The organism is uncultured Allofournierella sp. (assembly GCA_944382705.1).
GTDB lineage: Bacteria > Bacillota > Clostridia > Oscillospirales > Ruminococcaceae > Allofournierella.
In genome coordinates this window covers 1-15,611 of record CALWNE010000060.1, presented here as the reverse complement: position 1 = coordinate 15,611, position 15,611 = coordinate 1, and the positions used below count along the sequence as shown (strand labels likewise).

General features: G+C 48.0%; 13 protein-coding genes and 1 pseudogene. All 14 read right to left on the bottom strand.

Annotated elements, in window-relative coordinates; translation table 11 throughout:
* A pseudogene (locus ACH2EM_RS09350) lies at positions 1 to 293 on the bottom strand (transketolase); the annotation flags it as partial.
* 17 nt (positions 294 to 310) lie between these two features.
* Positions 311 to 1,129, bottom strand: coding sequence for an HAD-IIB family hydrolase (locus tag ACH2EM_RS09345; RefSeq protein WP_395152167.1), 819 nt, complete (start codon positions 1,127 to 1,129; stop codon positions 311 to 313).
* Complete coding sequence (locus tag ACH2EM_RS09340) at positions 1,126 to 2,049, bottom strand: RluA family pseudouridine synthase (protein ID WP_395152165.1); 924 nt, start codon at positions 2,047 to 2,049, stop codon at positions 1,126 to 1,128. Before ACH2EM_RS09340 ends, ACH2EM_RS09345 begins: the two co-directional genes overlap by 4 nt.
* 6 nt (positions 2,050 to 2,055) lie before the next feature.
* Positions 2,056 to 2,535 carry a signal peptidase II gene (gene lspA / locus ACH2EM_RS09335; protein ID WP_395152163.1) on the bottom strand — a complete coding sequence of 160 codons (480 nt, stop codon included), beginning with the start codon at positions 2,533 to 2,535 and terminating at the stop codon, positions 2,056 to 2,058.
* Between the two features lie 32 nt (positions 2,536 to 2,567).
* Positions 2,568 to 3,389 (bottom strand): DivIVA domain-containing protein, encoded by an 822-nt coding sequence (locus ACH2EM_RS09330; RefSeq protein WP_395152161.1) that lies wholly within the window; start codon positions 3,387 to 3,389, stop codon positions 2,568 to 2,570.
* 39 nt (positions 3,390 to 3,428) lie between these two features.
* Positions 3,429 to 4,238, bottom strand: a complete 810-nt coding sequence (locus ACH2EM_RS09325) for an RNA-binding protein (RefSeq protein WP_395152159.1) — start codon at positions 4,236 to 4,238, stop codon at positions 3,429 to 3,431.
* Entirely contained in the window at positions 4,207 to 4,653 is a 447-nt protein-coding gene (locus tag ACH2EM_RS09320; RefSeq protein ID WP_395152157.1) for a cell division protein SepF, read from the bottom strand. The genes ACH2EM_RS09325 and ACH2EM_RS09320 overlap by 32 nt, the downstream gene beginning before the upstream one ends.
* A gap of 233 nt (positions 4,654 to 4,886) precedes the next feature.
* Complete coding sequence (locus tag ACH2EM_RS09315; RefSeq protein ID WP_395152155.1) at positions 4,887 to 6,098, bottom strand: HlyD family efflux transporter periplasmic adaptor subunit; 1,212 nt, start codon at positions 6,096 to 6,098, stop codon at positions 4,887 to 4,889.
* Complete coding sequence (gene miaA / locus ACH2EM_RS09310; protein ID WP_395152153.1) at positions 6,085 to 7,053, bottom strand: tRNA (adenosine(37)-N6)-dimethylallyltransferase MiaA; 969 nt, start codon at positions 7,051 to 7,053, stop codon at positions 6,085 to 6,087. Before miaA ends, ACH2EM_RS09315 begins: the two co-directional genes overlap by 14 nt.
* Positions 7,037 to 9,031 (bottom strand): DNA mismatch repair endonuclease MutL, encoded by a 1,995-nt coding sequence (gene mutL, locus ACH2EM_RS09305; protein ID WP_395152151.1) that lies wholly within the window; start codon positions 9,029 to 9,031, stop codon positions 7,037 to 7,039. The genes miaA and mutL overlap by 17 nt, the downstream gene beginning before the upstream one ends.
* Before the next feature lie 26 nt (positions 9,032 to 9,057).
* A complete protein-coding gene (gene mutS / locus ACH2EM_RS09300; RefSeq protein ID WP_395152149.1) occupies positions 9,058 to 11,652 on the bottom strand; it encodes a DNA mismatch repair protein MutS in 2,595 nt (864 codons plus the stop codon).
* Between the two features lie 92 nt (positions 11,653 to 11,744).
* Positions 11,745 to 12,155, bottom strand: coding sequence for a YlbF family regulator (locus ACH2EM_RS09295; RefSeq protein ID WP_395152147.1), 411 nt, complete (start codon positions 12,153 to 12,155; stop codon positions 11,745 to 11,747).
* Between the two features lie 38 nt (positions 12,156 to 12,193).
* Positions 12,194 to 13,576, bottom strand: coding sequence for a tRNA (N6-isopentenyl adenosine(37)-C2)-methylthiotransferase MiaB (gene miaB, locus ACH2EM_RS09290; RefSeq protein ID WP_395152145.1), 1,383 nt, complete (start codon positions 13,574 to 13,576; stop codon positions 12,194 to 12,196).
* 207 nt (positions 13,577 to 13,783) lie between these two features.
* On the bottom strand, positions 13,784 to 15,611 hold a 1,828-nt coding region (uvrA, locus tag ACH2EM_RS09285), incomplete at its 5' end, for an excinuclease ABC subunit UvrA (RefSeq protein WP_395152143.1).

Sequence of the window (15,611 nt, the reverse complement as noted above, 5' to 3'; positions counted from 1 at the left end):
CCCACATGACGGAATTTTTTCAATTCGGCAGCATCAAAGAATCCCTTCTGTGCCAATACAGAATACAGTGCCGGGCAGGTGTGTCCCTTAGAAAGCACCAAGCGATCACGCCCTTCCCATTTGGGATTTTGGGCATCTACCCGCATCTGCATTTCATACAGATAGGTTAAGGTATCCGAAATCGACAAAGATCCACCCGGATGACCAGACTGTGCGCAAAATACAGCTTCGATAACGCCCTGACGCACCAAATTTGCCTTACGCGCTAATTCCATCAGAGTTGTTTTTTCCATTGTGTCCTCCCAGTTGATTAGGTGTAGTGTTTGATTAGAGCGTAAATATACTCTCCTACTCCACCATCCATACAATTTGAAACAATTTTCTTTGCTGCTTGTTTCACTTCCTGCGGCGCATTGCCCACAGCAACTGCGCTGCCTGCCGCCTGCATCAGCGGCAAATCGCTGTAATAATCCCCAATGGCAATGGTATGCTCAATGGGAATAAACTCCTGCTTGCATAAATGCCGCAGGGCGATTCCTTTGTTGACCTTTGCAGGCAGTAACTCCAACACAGCAGCACTGGAATATTGCATGTGCATCTCATTCCAATGTGTGGTATTCAAATACTCCTGCACTTTTGCAAGTGTTGCCGGGTGTGCTGTCAAACTGATTTTTGCCCAGTCTGCTCGAATGTTTTCAGCCCCCAGTAACCCATATCCTATATTTTCTAATCTCAGCTGCATATGGGTATAGCGGTTTGCCTGCACCACCCATACTGCACCATCTTGTGTGAACACCTCTACCCCTACTTCAGGGAAGCGCTGCATAAGCTCCGCCATTTGCATCACAGATTTTTCTGCATCCAATTGGCCTATCGGTACAGTCTCTCCGTCATTCATGTCGTACAATGAGGCTCCGCTGGCCACAATAGCAGGACAGGAAAGTTTAAGATCGCCTAAGGCCAACTTAATAGAGGCTGCACTGCGATCAGACGCTACCGTAAAACGCCCACCCAAGGCACAGAACAGCTGGATGGTAGCCTTATTACAGGGGAGCATTTCCTCTTGTGCGGTCAGCAAGGTATGATCCAAATCACATACAATCAAGATATCTTTTAAAGACTGAATCATACCTGCTCCTTTCTGATACTTTTTAAGAAGTCTGTAAAATAGTCTGGCAGCGCACTATCAAACTCCATGTATTGTTGGCTGATTGGGTGAATAAAGCCTAGTGTTTTGGCGTGGAGGCACTGTCCCTGCAATTTTTTAATTACATTTTTAGGTCCGTAAACAGGATCTCCTGCCACAGGATGCCCTACACTGGCCATGTGAACGCGAATTTGATGTGTTCTTCCTGTTTTCAATTTACATTCCAGATAAGAAAAACCTTTGCCATTTTCCAGCAAACGGTAGGCGGTGTAGGCATACTTTCCCCCATTCTGCACCACTGCCATCTTTTTTCGATCGTTCGGATGTCTTCCGATAAAACCTTCCACATAGCCTTCCGACTGCTTTACACAGCCATACACGACCGTGTGATACAACCGATGAATGCTGTGTACAGACATCTGCTCTGACAGCCCGTTGTGAGTTACATCGTCTTTTGCTACCACCAACAAACCACTGGTATCTTTATCAATCCGATGCACAATACCTGGACGAACTACTCCGCCAATGCTTGAAAGCCTTCCAGAACAATGATACAGCAATGCATTGACTAATGTTCCATCGGGATTTCCCGGTGCTGGATGTACCACCATTCCTTTGGGTTTATTTACTACCAAAAGATGCTCATCTTCATACACAATATCCACAGGAATATCTTGCGGTATGGCGTCCAAAGGCTCCGGCTCCGGCTGTTCTCCTTGGATGCAGTCCCCTGTTCGCAGCTTATAGTTTTTGCTCACAAAAACCCCATTGACCCGAACAAGTTGCTGTTCCAGCATCTGCTGAACAGCACTGCGTGAGACCTGGACAAGCGCCTGGGTCAAAAAGCGGTCCAGACGCTCACCCTGATGCTCATCTTTAACTAAAAACTCAAATTTGTCCATGGATTTTTATTCCTGGTCACTTCCCTTTTTTGTTTTGATTTCTTCCAACAAAATGTACAAAACCAGTAATCCGACGCCTGTACATACTAAGATGTCCGCAAAATTGAACACCGCAAAATCCATAAACAACAGATTGATATAATCTACCACCTGCTGGTTGGAAATCCGATCAATTAAATTACCAACACCACCAGCCAACACCAGCAACCATGCCGTATACTCCAGACGACTTTTAGGGCGTTTCCATAAAAGGTAAGTAGCAATCCCTAGCAACGCCACACCTGTAAAGGCAATTAAAAACACTTGCTGCCCCTTAAAAGAGCTGAAAGCAGCTCCATCGTTAAGGCAATATCGCAACTCTACAACACCTGGAATTAACGGCATATTCCCCACGGGAGCCAGCTGTGCAGTAGCCCAAGCCTTAATCATCTGATCTATCACAACCAGTACAGCTCCACCTACAAATGCTGCTATCGAAAAAAGCACCTTGCTGTTCTCCTTTGCTGTGTCATTCAAGTTCAGTCGCTGAATTTGATCCCCTTAAATCCCTGAAACGCTTCCAGAGGATCTGCGGACTGTGCCGGTTGTGCAGACTGCTGCTCGGAGGAACGCTCCATTATCTCCAAAAAGCTGTCACCGTTAAATCCTAGTTCCTCCTGATTTTCCTGCTCAAGCTTTTGCTCAGATTCGGTGTCTACATTGCCATACAGATTTGCCAAATCCGGAAAACTCATCATTTCCGGCTCATCGTTCTGAGTATCCTGTTCAGTGGAGCATTCAATCTCCTGCACATCCACATCTGCGTTTTCCTGGAGTTGCTCTTCCTCAGGCTGTTGGGGCATTTCTACGGTCGGCTCTTCTACCTGCTCATGCTCCTCGGCTACTTCCACATCTTCACTTTCTGGCAGCTGGCTCAACAATTCTATATGCGCTTTATACATACCCAAAACTTGGTTTTTAAAGGAAGCAATCTCAGCCTTGACACGCTCCAATTCTGCTTGCTGTTCTTCCACCTGCTCATTGGCCATCCGGATGAGCGTATCGGAACGAATGCTGGATTCCCGCATAAGCGACTCCGCTTTCTGTTTGGCTTCACGGATTACATTTTCACCCATGCGCTGTGCATTCAGCAGAGCCGTTTTAAGGGTATCTTCATCCTTTCGATACTCTTCAATTTTTTCTGCCAAAATATAGAGCTTTTTATCTTTTTCGGCAGATTCATTTACCAGGCGTTCCATCTCCTGAGAAACCTGCTGCAAAAGGGCATCCACATCCTCAGCGCGATAACCACGCATTACCTTGTCGAAGGTAACGGTGCGAATTTCCTGCGGTGTCATCATAACTTTATTCCTCCCTGCATTTTTATGGGTCCGTTCAGTTCAATACTGATAAAACTGAATAAAAAGTCTGTCCTTGCGACTTTTTCCTCCAACTGATTCCAGTCGAAATCTGCCATAGCCACGCGCAGTAAACAAATCTCCCTGGTATACCGAGGCACTTACACTGGTAACTGGCAGGTGATTTAAGCTCACCAATCCCGAACGAATTAGTTCCGCTGCTTGTCCTCGACTACTGCGCAGCATAGCCGCCAACACGGAATCGATACGCAAGGAGGACACTGTAGCTGTTTTTAGTTCACGGTCAGGTGTTTTGTAAGGAATTTCTCCCTCAAAAGGCTCCACATACACTGACCAACGACCTACGCTAACCAATTCTTCGCACACCAAAGACTGGATGCGTTCCAGTATTGGGACATACACAACAGTTTGATCTTCTGAATCAAACACAATGTCACCAATGCATTCACGCTCCAGTCTCAATGCCAAAATAGCCCCCAAGTAATTCTTATGCTCCGGAACAGTGGAGTGCTTTGCCCCTGTGCATTGAATTTTCACACAGGAAAGCGGTTCGCCCCAAACTTTTCCATCTGGTTCAAGGCACAAGACTTTTCTCTCTGCCTCTTGATAGCCGCCCCACAACCGATATCCTTCGCCGAACTTGCTCAGTGCCATCTGTGCCAAGTCTTGTTCTCTGCTACTTAAAAAACCCGTATGCCTGGGAATCCCTCTCTGCTGGGCTATATTCCACAATTCCTGTACACGCTTCAACAAAAAGCGTTCCTGTTCATTTTGTGCAGGCAGATACGGTCGGTTTTCTTTAGAAGAACACACCACTGCTCTCCAATTCATCCAACAAATCGCCCATAATGTCAACATTATAGGGAGTGATGATGAAGGTGCTGTTTGCTACCCGTTTCATCTGGCCGTTATTTGCGTAGGCCACACCCGACAGAAAGTCTACCAAGCGGCGGGATACTTCTTTATTGGTGGATTCCAGGTTCAGCACAACGGTACGCTTTGCATTCAAATGATCTGCCACCGTACTTGCGTCATCAAACCGCTCAGGCTTTACCAGCACCACCTGCAGTTGAGTAGTAGCATTAATATTTACCACCTTGTTCCGCTTGCTGGAAGTTTCGGGCTCATAGTTATCCTCAGGCACAGCATTGCTGCGGCTGGAAGCGATGAACATATCCTCATCGCCGTAGTAGCCTTCATCCTCTTCTTCACCAACACCCAGCATGCTTTTTACTTTATCAAACATCTTATGTACTCCTTTTCCATGATCTGTTGATCAACTTAATTCATTCAAAGATTTTATGGAATTAATTATTTTATATTATCTCTGTTTTTGCCCATTCTGTCAACAAAGCAGGCGAATATTTTAATGCCCGAGCCCCATCAAAGCAGCATCTGCGTTATAAAATGCTATTGAGATGATGTTTTACAATGTTTTTTGCAAAATAATCAAAACATCGCATCTGACAGTTTGCCAATTCATCGAATGAGCAAACCGTCCTTCAAATTGACTCCTTCAACAATAATCTCATCGAACATACGGACCTCATTTTCGGTGCCGACCTTACCATCTTCAGGTACCAGGATATAATCGTCATTCTGGTAGAGGATACTGATTGTACGCCAGCGAATCAGGTTGCCGTATTTTACATAGACGCCTTTTTGCCCGTCCACAATATGCAAGGCATTTGCATTGATACGAACGCCCTTATAGGATTCAAAATCTATCTGGGCCTGTGCAATAGTAAGGCTAAGTACTTGGGTATTTATATATTCGCATTCCAGCACAATTTTTGCGGTGCCTGTTTCTTCGTCCAACTCTACGCTTTCCACTTGTGCGGGCAGCTTTTTTTCTGCATAACCAGGAAAACTGATTTGAATCTGACTTCCTACCTTGAATTTATGACTTTCCTGCTCTGTACAGATTGCAAAAAATCTCCAGGCATAGCTGGTAATAATTTTACCAGCGCCAGTCATGGGCGATACGCCAGCTCCTTCCTCAATTGCCTGCTGCAATTCCTGAGCTGTCATATCGAATAAATCTTGCTGTGTATAGGCCAAATAATCACCACTTTGAGAGGATAGAAAATATCCACCCGTGGGAGCCACAATAGCCGCAGGCTGCCCAATTTGGGCCTCTATCTGCTGTTTTTCCTGTTCTAATTGAGCGATTGCCGACGAGAAATTTTCTACCTGTCCGGTAATAATTTGCATTTGGTTTGCGGCCAGCAGATAGTCATTTGCCTCATCGGAAAACATTTGGTAATTTCCGTCATCCAGTACTTCCATTAAGTCGTAAAGGGCATTTTTCATCTGCTTTTGCACTATGCTCACTTCACTGCTGCTGGTATTTTGTGACTTTTTCAGCAATGCAATGCGAGCATTCAGTTCAGTTAACTGCTGGCGACTTTTGGCCTGCGTACCGTTGGTGTAAATTTCTCCTACCTGGTTCCCGGTAGAAACTCTCTCACCATCCTCCACCAGATAGCCGATTGTGCCACTGCCTTCCACCGGAGTTTGAGCAAATGCCAGATATCCATCCAAAAAGATACTATCTGACATATCGTAAGCAATTGCAGTTTCGGTACGATAAGGCCGATTGAGTACTGCGGCCATCTGAATCCCAAGATATAGCACCGGAGCTGCCAGCAACACTGCAAGTGTTACCTTCACTACCTTAGATTTCTCCATAAACGCCTCCTTGCAACAGATCGGCCCATTTTTCCTTAATATGTTGCTGCGCTTGATCCATCAACCCTGGGCCACCTTCCAGCCATATGGTCTCCGGCATTCTGCGAAACCATGTAAGCTGCCGCTTTGCATAATTGCGAGATGCCTGCTTAAGCTGCTCCACACATGCATCTAAGCTCTTATCGTTGGTGAAATACGGAAAGAACTCTTTATACCCTATGGCCTGGGCTGCCGTTGTCCAGGTATGCTGGTGATTGTACACCTGCTGCGCTTCCATCAATAGACCTTGCTCCATCATCCAATCCACCCGCTGATTGATGCGCTCATACAAAACTTCTCGGTCGGTATAGGTGCAGCAAAGGAGTACACTGTCGTATGGATGTTCCGCAGGCAGCGAATTCTTTCGTTGCTGGGTCATGGTAATTCCACTTCCCTCAAACAATTCCAATGCTCTCAGCACTCTGTGCACATTGTTGGGATGAACTGTTTGCGCATAGGCCGGATCTATCTGGCACAGCTTCCGATACATAGCCTCAGCCCCCATCTCCTCTGCCTGGCGCTGAAGTCTTGTGCGAACAGCGGGGTCAAAAGACTCTTGAGAAAATTGCACTCCATACAAAAGACTTTGAATGTATAGTCCTGTACCGCCTACCAAGATAGGCAATCTTCCTTTGGATGCAATTTCCTGGATACAGGTATGAGCCCGCTGGACAAATTCTGCCACGCTAAAGGAGCACTCAGGCGATAGAAAGCCTACCAAGTGGTGAGGGACGCCCTCCATTTCCTGTTGTGTAACCTTGGCAGTTCCCACATCCAACCCTTGATAAATCTGCATGGAGTCCGCACAGATGATTTCTCCATTCAATCGGTGTGCCAGCTGCACCGAAAGAGCGGTTTTGCCCGATGCAGTAGGGCCTCCAATGGCAAGTACTTTTTGCTTATCCAAGCCTTCCAAATTGCTTCTCCAACTCCTTTTTGGTTAATACGAGCACCACCGGCCGGCCGTGTGGGCAAAACGGCGGAACCTTCCCATCCAGAATATCCTGTGCAAGCTTCATCAACTCTTTTGCACCAGATCGATCCCCTGCCTTGATGGCGGCACGGCAAGCAATGGAGTGGAGCACCCATTCTGTCTTTTCGTTCATTGCATTCCGTACGCCCTGGGCAAGCTTTTGGGCCAGCTCACAAATCAGACCCTCTACATCGCGCACCTCTACATCACAGGGAACCTCTCGCACCAATACAGTAGCACCGCCAAAATCCTCTGCCTGAATACCAGCCTGCTGCAACAGCACTTGGTGTTCCAGCAGGGCATTCTTTTCTTCCGCAGACAGATTAACAGCCACTGGAACCAGCAGCAGCTGGCTGCTTACATTTCCGTAATCAGCCATAAGCTTTTCGTACAGGATGCGCTCGTGGGCTGCATGCTTGTCAATCAAGCAAACCTCCTGCCCCCGCTGGGTAATGATATAGGTTTTGAATACCTCTCCCACATATTGCAGTGGTAAAATCGGCTCTGCATCGTCCCAGCTGTACTGCTGCTCAGTCTGTTCGGTTTGTCCGTTTTGTTCCTTCACCAATGTGGATTTTTCGCTCAGATTTATGGGTTCCTGCACAGATTTTTCAGGGGCTACTGGCTTGACACTTACCTCCGGAGGGGTTGCATCCAAAGGGATGGGCGCAGAACAAAAGCCCATTTGTTGCGGAATCGCTTCAACGGAAATCGTTTTCGGTTTCTCTTTGGTTTGCTGCACGGAATTCTTAAACCCAGAAAAAGCATCTTGTCGGCCTAAAACAGGTTGCCGTACAGGTGTTCCCCAATCTATCGGCTGTTTATCAGGTAAACTCTGCACTTGCTCCAGTTCCGACACTGGTTTTTTTGTTTGGTTGCACTGGAACGATTTTTGACCCTCTGTTTGGAATGAAAAACTCTGTTCTGCACTGCCTGGTGCCCCCAATGCATTTTTAACCGCACGGTACACCGCATCAAACACTTCATTTTCCCGTGCAAAACGAACTTCTGTTTTTGCGGGGTGCACATTCACATCCACCAGATCTGGTGGCATATCCAGCATAAGCACACAGCCTGGAAACTTTCCTTGCATCAAGGTTCCCCGATAGGCATTTTCCAGTGCTGCCATCATGGTTTTGTTTTTTACAAAGCGACCATTTAAAAAGAAAAACTGCATTCCACGGCTGGCACGGCAATTTCTTGGCGGAGTAATCACACCTCGAACGGAATAATGACCCTGTCTGTCCTCCAGTTCCAGTAAATCCTTTGCAAATTCTCGGCCAAGCACCTCGTAGACTGCGCTCAACAACTTTCCATCGCCTGGTGTCTTGTAAAGCTGTTTGCCCTCTCGAATAAACGAAATGGAGACATCCGGCCTGGATAGCGCAATTCTTGTGACTGTTTCACCCACATAGGTGCCTTCGCTGGCATCCTTTTTCAGAAACTTCATTCGGGCAGGAGTATTATAAAATAAATCCCGCACAGTTATGGTTGTTCCAATGGGTCGTGCCCCAGGCTCCATCCCCAGTTCTTCGCCGCCCTCAATGCGATAGCAGCATGCAAATTCATCCAGCTCTGTTTTGGTGAGCACCTCCACCCGGGAAACACTGGCAATGGACGCAAGTGCCTCGCCGCGGAAGCCCAAAGTCATAATCTGCTCCAGGTCTTTCTGAGTTTGGATTTTACTGGTTGCGTGGCGAATAAATGCAGTGGAAATATATTCTGCCTCAATGCCAGTACCGTTATCGGCTACCTGAATGAGAGCCACTCCGCCCCGCTCAATGTTAACAGAAATTTTACTGGCTCCTGCATCCACTGCATTTTCCATCAATTCTTTCACCACAGAAGCTGGGCGTTCCACCACCTCGCCTGCGGCAATCAGTTCTGCTGTGTGCTTATCCAACACATGAATCACTGCCATACTGCCACCTCCCTTGATGCTGCCTATTACACACAAATAGACTGCTTGATTTCAAACAAAAATTGCAGTGCCTCAATACCAGTAAGGGTATTTAAATCCACTGTTTTAATCTTGCTGAGCATTTCATCCGGCAAAGCGGGGTTTTGCATCTGCTCGATTGCTGCAAAATCCATCTGTTCCACTACCTGCTTCGGCTCCGCCGATTCCAGCGCACGGAGCACTTCTTTGGCTCGTTCGGTTACCAGTTCCGGCAAGCCTGCCAGCTTGGCCACCTGGATGCCATAGCTGTCATCCGCAGGGCCGGCCACAATACGCCGAAGAAATGTAATATCGTCGCCCCGCTTTTTTACTGCAATACTGTAATTTTTAACCCCCTCCATCATCTGCTCCAAATCCGTAAGCTCATGATAATGGGTAGCAAACAATGTTTTGCAGCCAATGTTTTCTACCATGTACTCCACCACCGCACGAGCAATGCTCATTCCGTCAAAGGTAGAGGTACCACGGCCGATTTCATCCAAAATGACTAAGCTGTTTTTGGTTGCGTGCTGTAAAATCTCTGCTACTTCCGTCATCTCCACCATGAATGTGGATTGCCCCGCCGCCAAATCGTCAGATGCACCAACACGGGTAAAAATGGCATCCACCACGCCAACACGGCACTGCTGTGCAGGCACAAAACTGCCGATTTGGGCCATTAATGCAATCAAGGCATTCTGGCGCATATAGGTGGATTTACCCGCCATGTTTGGGCCCGTAATAATGAGCATGGAATCGGTAGTACAATTTAGCTCTGTATTGTTAGGCACAAACAGACTGTTTCTAAGCATCTGCTCAATTACCGGGTGCCGTCCTTCCACGATGGACAGTGTATCACTTTCATCCACAGTTGGGCGTATATAGTTGTTGCTTACAGCCACTTGTGCAAGGGCTGCCAGTACATCCAACTGAGCCACAGCGTTGGCTGTACTCTGCACTCGTACCATCTGCTGAGAAATTTCCTGCAACAGGGCTTCAAATAACTGCCGTTCCAAGCCTAAAAGTCGCTCATTGGCTCCTAAAATCTTGCCTTCCAGCTGCTTTAACTCGTCCGTTATGTAGCGCTCTGCATTGGCAAGTGTCTGCTTGCGAACAAAATGTTCTGGTACCTGGCTGGTAAAGGATTTGCTTACTTCCAAAAAGTACCCAAATACCCGGTTGTACCCCACCTTTAAGCTGCGGATACCCGTTTCCTCTTTCAAGCGAGCTTCCAGCTGAGACAGATAACCCTTTCCGCCATGGACGATTTCCCGCAGCTCATCCACTTCTGGGTGATATCCCTTGCGAATTACCCCGCCATCCTTCAGGCTTGCAGGGGTTTCTTCTTCCAGTGCTTGAGTAATTTTTTCATGAATATCTTCCAAACAGTCAATGGCATCAGCCAACTGAGTAAGTTTAGGACTTGCGCAGGATTTGGCCAAACTTTTTAACTCTGGCAGCCGGGCACAGGTGCTGGCCAGCGAATAAATTTCTTTGGGCGTGGCTGAACCATATACAGCGCGAGTCATCAGGCGTTCCATATCGAAAACCTGGCTCAAAATCTCCATAATTTCTGCCCGAAGGATACTTTGCTGGTAAAGGGATTCCACGCAATCCAGTCTGGCATTGATTGCGGCGGCATTCATCAACGGTTGATCCACCCAGCTTCGAAGCATTCGTTTTCCCATGGCAGTCTGGGTTTTATCCAACACCCACAAAAGGGTACCTTTCTTTTCTCTTCCTCGCATGGTTTCGGTGAGCTCCAGATTAGCTCGAGTAACAGGAGAAAGCTGCATATACTGCGCTTCCACATAGGTCTGCACCAACCGCAAACGCTCCACACCCTTAATCTGGGTACGCCACAAGTAATCCAACAATGCACTCAAAGCTTTATAGGCATTTTGATGAGGGTCAAGCCCGGTAACTTTAGGCCATTCCTCCCCAAATTGTCCCACAAGCCGTTGCTGCACATGAGCCGGCTCGTAGCTTTGCTCATCCATCAATTCCACCGAACATTTCATATGGTGCTTGATGTGGTCGGTCACTTCCTTTAAGTCCAGCATTTTTTGATTGAACAAGATTTCGCTTGGCATATAGCGACATAACTCACCCACCAGTTGCGAAGCCAAGTCTGCCCCCTGCAATTCGGTTGTGTGTGCGCAGCCTGTGGAGATATCCGCAAAACAAACACCAGCCTGCTGGCCTGTGTAATAAACGCTGGCCAGGTAGTTGTTTTTATCATCCTGTAGCATATTGCTTTCGATGACGGTACCCGGTGTGATTACGCGTATAATATCCCGCTTTACCAATCCTTTTGTGCTGGAAGGGTCTTCCAACTGTTCACAGATAGCCACTTTATAGCCTTTTGCGATAAGCTTGGCTACATAGTTTTCGTAGCTGTGAAAGGGCACCCCGCACATAGGTGCCCGCTCCGCCTGGCCGCAGTCCCGGCCGGTGAGAGTAAGTTCCAGTTCCTTGGATGCGAGGATTGCATCCTCAAAGAACATTTCATAAAAATCGCCCAGCCGAAAAAATACAATTTCATCTTTGTGTTTTTGTTTGATTTCAAAGTATTGCGCCATCATGGGAGAAAGCTGCGCCACAAAACATCACCTGCCTGTTTTCCTATTCTGCGGGAAAGAGTGCGGCCCTGCAGGGAGTACCTCCCCGAGAACCGCACTCTCGATTAAACGATTTAGTGACAGCCGGAGCAGGAAGAGCAGCTGCCGCTGCATCCACCTGCATGAGGCTCCTGCACACTCATGGGGTCACCGCCGTTCATGGCGGTGTTGATGATTGCATCAATGTAAGCAATCAAGCCTTCGGCCTCGGCTTTCGCCTCGTTGTAGGTTTTCATGCTTTCGCTGTTCATGATGTTGGTATACAGCTGATTTACCTTTGCATTCAGCTCGGTAACCTTTGCTTCATCGCGCTCATCCTTGGCAATCTCGTTGTTCAGGTCCAGACGAGCCAAATTGAACTCGCCAATCATCTGCTGCAAAGCCTCGTCCGTATCATTTGCCTTACGGGCAGCATCCAAAGCCAGGTAGCGAGCATCCGTCTGCAACGCAGCTGCAGCTTTCTTAAACAGATCAATAACATCCATTGTGATGATTCTCCTTTTAAAAATAAATCTTTTCTATTTTACAGCAGCTCGCCTTTGAGAATAGTTCCTCGGGAGCTTGTAAAGCGAACCTGTGCATACTGGCCAATCAAGGCAGAATCCCCTGCAAATTCAACCACCAAGTTGTTGGTCAAGCGGCCAGAAAGTGTTCCTTCTTCTCGGCCAGTACCTTCCACCAGCACCCGCTGCTGCTGACCAACCAGATCAGCCACCAGCTTATGGGCAATACTTTCCTGTAAGCTAAGCAGACGACTCATCCGATCGGTTTTTTCTTGGCGAGTGGTGGGGTCCGGCATTGTGGCAGCTTTTGTACCGCTGCGCTTGGAATAAATGAAGGTGAACAGCTGCATATAGCCAACCTTCTGCACTAAATCCAGAGTCGCTTGGAAATCTTCCTCTGTTTCACCAGGAAACCCTACAATGATATCGCTCGAGAAGGTAATGCCGGGCACCTTCTCTTTGGCATAGTTCATCAAATCCAGATACTGCTCTACTGTGTAATGGCGATTCATCGCCTTCAGCAAGCGGTCGCTGCCACTCTGCACCGGAAGATGAAGATGGTTGCAGATTTTTTCCTGCGCTGCAATGGTATCAATCAGCTTGCGGCTTGCATCTTTGGGATGACTGGTCATAAAACGGATGTGATAATCCCCCGGCACTGTGCACAACAGATTGAGCAGGTCCGAAAAATCAATAGTTTCTTCCAGACCCTTGCCGTAGGAGTTCACATTCTGACCCAGCAGCGTAATCTCCTTATAGCCATCCTCCACCAGCTGGCGGAATTCACGAAGGATGTCCTCGCTGCGGCGGCTGCGCTCCCGGCCCCGCACATAGGGCACAATGCAGTAGGTGCAGAAATTATCGCAGCCATACATAATGGGCAGCCAAGCTCGGAAATTAGAATCCCGGCGGATAGGGGTTTCCTCCACCACTTCGGTGCGTTCCACCGGCGAAACCAGTACACGCTTTTTGCCTCCAGCCAGCTTCTCGCACAAAATCTCCGGCAGTGTGTCAATGGCATTCACACCAAACACAATATCCACAAAAGGATAGCTTTCTTTGATTTTGTCCACAATGCTCTGCTGCTGGGCCATACAGCCACACAAGCCGATAATCAAACCCGGCTTATCCTTTTTCAGGCGTTTGAGTGCGCCCACATTACCAAACACGCGCTGTTCTGCATGTTCACGCACAGCGCAGGTGTTAAACAAAATCAGATCAGCTTCTTCCACGCTTTCGCACATGCCATAGCCGATATCGGCCAAAACGCCCTTGATCTTTTCGCCATCATTTACATTCTGCTGGCAGCCAAAGGAATGGATGTAGGCCAGAGGAGGGCTTTCGTACCAGGACGAAACCAACTCTGCAGCTTTTTTGTTATGTTCAAAATGTATGATTTCCAAAGGTATTCTCCCATACTTGAATAATCAAGAAACAAATTTATTCTTCAACCGCTTTAGTATACAATACTTTTTCGGTTTTCACAAGTCCTTCCGGCGGCATTGCAGAAGCTGGATTTGCCTTCGCAAGCCGCCGGGGACACTTTTACCACCCGAATCAATCGTTTGCACCATGCAATTGCCCAGAGCTATGCATTGCAACCGATTCTTTTACTCTTGCGGCACCCGGTCACGATTCAGCAACGGTGCCAGATACCGGCCGGTATAAGAGGCGGGTACTTGCACAACTTCTTCCGGGGTGCCTTCTGCCACGATAGTTCCCCCTTCACTGCCGCCTTCTGGCCCCAGGTCAATAATGTGGTCTGCTCGTTTGATGATGTCCAGGTTATGCTCGATAATCACCACCGTATTGCCTGCATCCGCCAATCGATCCAACACGGTAATAAGCTTGTGCACATCGGCCACATGCAGACCGGTGCTTGGCTCATCCAATACATAGACTGTTTGTCCCGTTTCCCGCTTAGCCAGCTCCAGTGCCAATTTCACACGCTGCGCTTCGCCGCCGGAAAGAGTAGTTGCGCTCTGACCCAGTTTTACATAACCCAGCCCCACATCCAACAAGGTTTGCAGCTTGCGATGAATTTTGGGAATATTGGCAAAGAATACACAGGCTTCTTCCACGGTCATGTTCAGTACATCCGCAATGCTCTTGTCCTTATACTTCACTTCTAAAGTCTCCCGGTTGTACCGTGCGCCTTTGCACACCTCACAGGGAACAAAGATATCCGGCAAGAAATGCATCTCAATCTGAACAATGCCGTCACCTTCGCAAGCCTCACAGCGACCGCCTTTCACATTGAAACTGAATCGTCCGGGACCATAACCACGCATTTTTGCATCCTGCGTTTGAGCAAACACATTACGGATATATGTAACAACACCCGTATAAGTGGCAGGATTGGAACGGGGTGTTCTTCCGATGGGTGCCTGATCAATTCCGATGACCTTATCCACAAATTCCAGGCCCTGAATTTCCTTGTGCTTGCCAGGGCGATGCTTTGCTCCGTTCAACTCCATCGCCAGCGCCTTATAAAACACCTCGTTCACGAGACTGGATTTTCCGCTGCCGGAAACGCCTGTCACGCAGACCATCTTACCCAATGGTACATCCACACTTACATGTTGCAGATTGTTCTCTGCTGCGTCCACAATGCGCAGTTTCTTGCCGTTGCCTTCACGCCGCCGGGCAGGCACTTCAATTCGCTTTCGGCCAGAGAGATAAGCTCCAGTAATGCTGCGAGGTTCTTTGCATATATCCTCCACGGTTCCCTGTGCAACTACTTCACCGCCATGCACACCGGCCCCTGGGCCGATATCCACAATGTGGTCTGCCTGTCGCATGGTATCTTCATCGTGTTCCACCACAATCAGGGTATTGCCCAAATCCCGAAGCCGCTTCAGTGTTGCAATCAACTTATCGTTATCTCTTTGGTGCAAGCCTATACTGGGCTCATCCAATACATACAACACGCCCGTCAATGCGCTGCCGATTTGCGTTGCCAGCCGGATGCGTTGGCTTTCACCGCCAGAAAGACCCGATGCTCCACGAGCCAAGGTAAGATAGTCCAGTCCGACACTTTGCAAAAAGCCCAGGCGTTCCTTTACTTCCTTTAAAATGCCATCTCCTATGCGATGCTCCTGTTCAGTCAGCTGCAAGTCTTGAATGAAATCAAGTTCTTGACGCACGCTCTTTTCGCACAAATCGCTGATATTCACACCACCAACTGTAACCGCAAGGCTGGCAGGTTTCAGTCGCTTGCCTCTGCAGTCCGGACATTTTACGCCATTCATAACACCGGCAATTTCTTCTTTCATCCATTCACTGCTGGTTTCTCTAAATCGACGCTCCAGATTATTGACAATTCCCTCAAAGTCGTTAAGGTACCGTCCGGAACCAAACTCATTCTCCCGATGCATCTCGATGCGTTCTCCTGCCGTTCCATACAAAATAGCATTTACTGCTTTGGGAGACATATCC

Excerpts from the sequence above, each read along its gene's own strand:
- ACH2EM_RS09345 (WP_395152167.1), bottom strand. The coding sequence starts at position 1,129 with ATGATTCAGTCTTTAAAAGATATCTTGATTGTATGTGATTTGGATCAT.
- ACH2EM_RS09340 (WP_395152165.1), bottom strand. The coding sequence starts at position 2,049 with ATGGACAAATTTGAGTTTTTAGTTAAAGATGAGCATCAGGGTGAGCGT.
- ACH2EM_RS09330 (WP_395152161.1), bottom strand. The coding sequence starts at position 3,389 with ATGATGACACCGCAGGAAATTCGCACCGTTACCTTCGACAAGGTAATG.
- ACH2EM_RS09325 (WP_395152159.1), bottom strand. The coding sequence starts at position 4,238 with ATGAATTGGAGAGCAGTGGTGTGTTCTTCTAAAGAAAACCGACCGTAT.
- ACH2EM_RS09320 (WP_395152157.1), bottom strand. The coding sequence starts at position 4,653 with ATGTTTGATAAAGTAAAAAGCATGCTGGGTGTTGGTGAAGAAGAGGAT.
- ACH2EM_RS09315 (WP_395152155.1), bottom strand. The coding sequence starts at position 6,098 with ATGGAGAAATCTAAGGTAGTGAAGGTAACACTTGCAGTGTTGCTGGCA.
- mutL (WP_395152151.1), bottom strand. The coding sequence starts at position 9,031 with ATGGCAGTGATTCATGTGTTGGATAAGCACACAGCAGAACTGATTGCC.
- ACH2EM_RS09295 (WP_395152147.1), bottom strand. The coding sequence starts at position 12,155 with ATGGATGTTATTGATCTGTTTAAGAAAGCTGCAGCTGCGTTGCAGACG.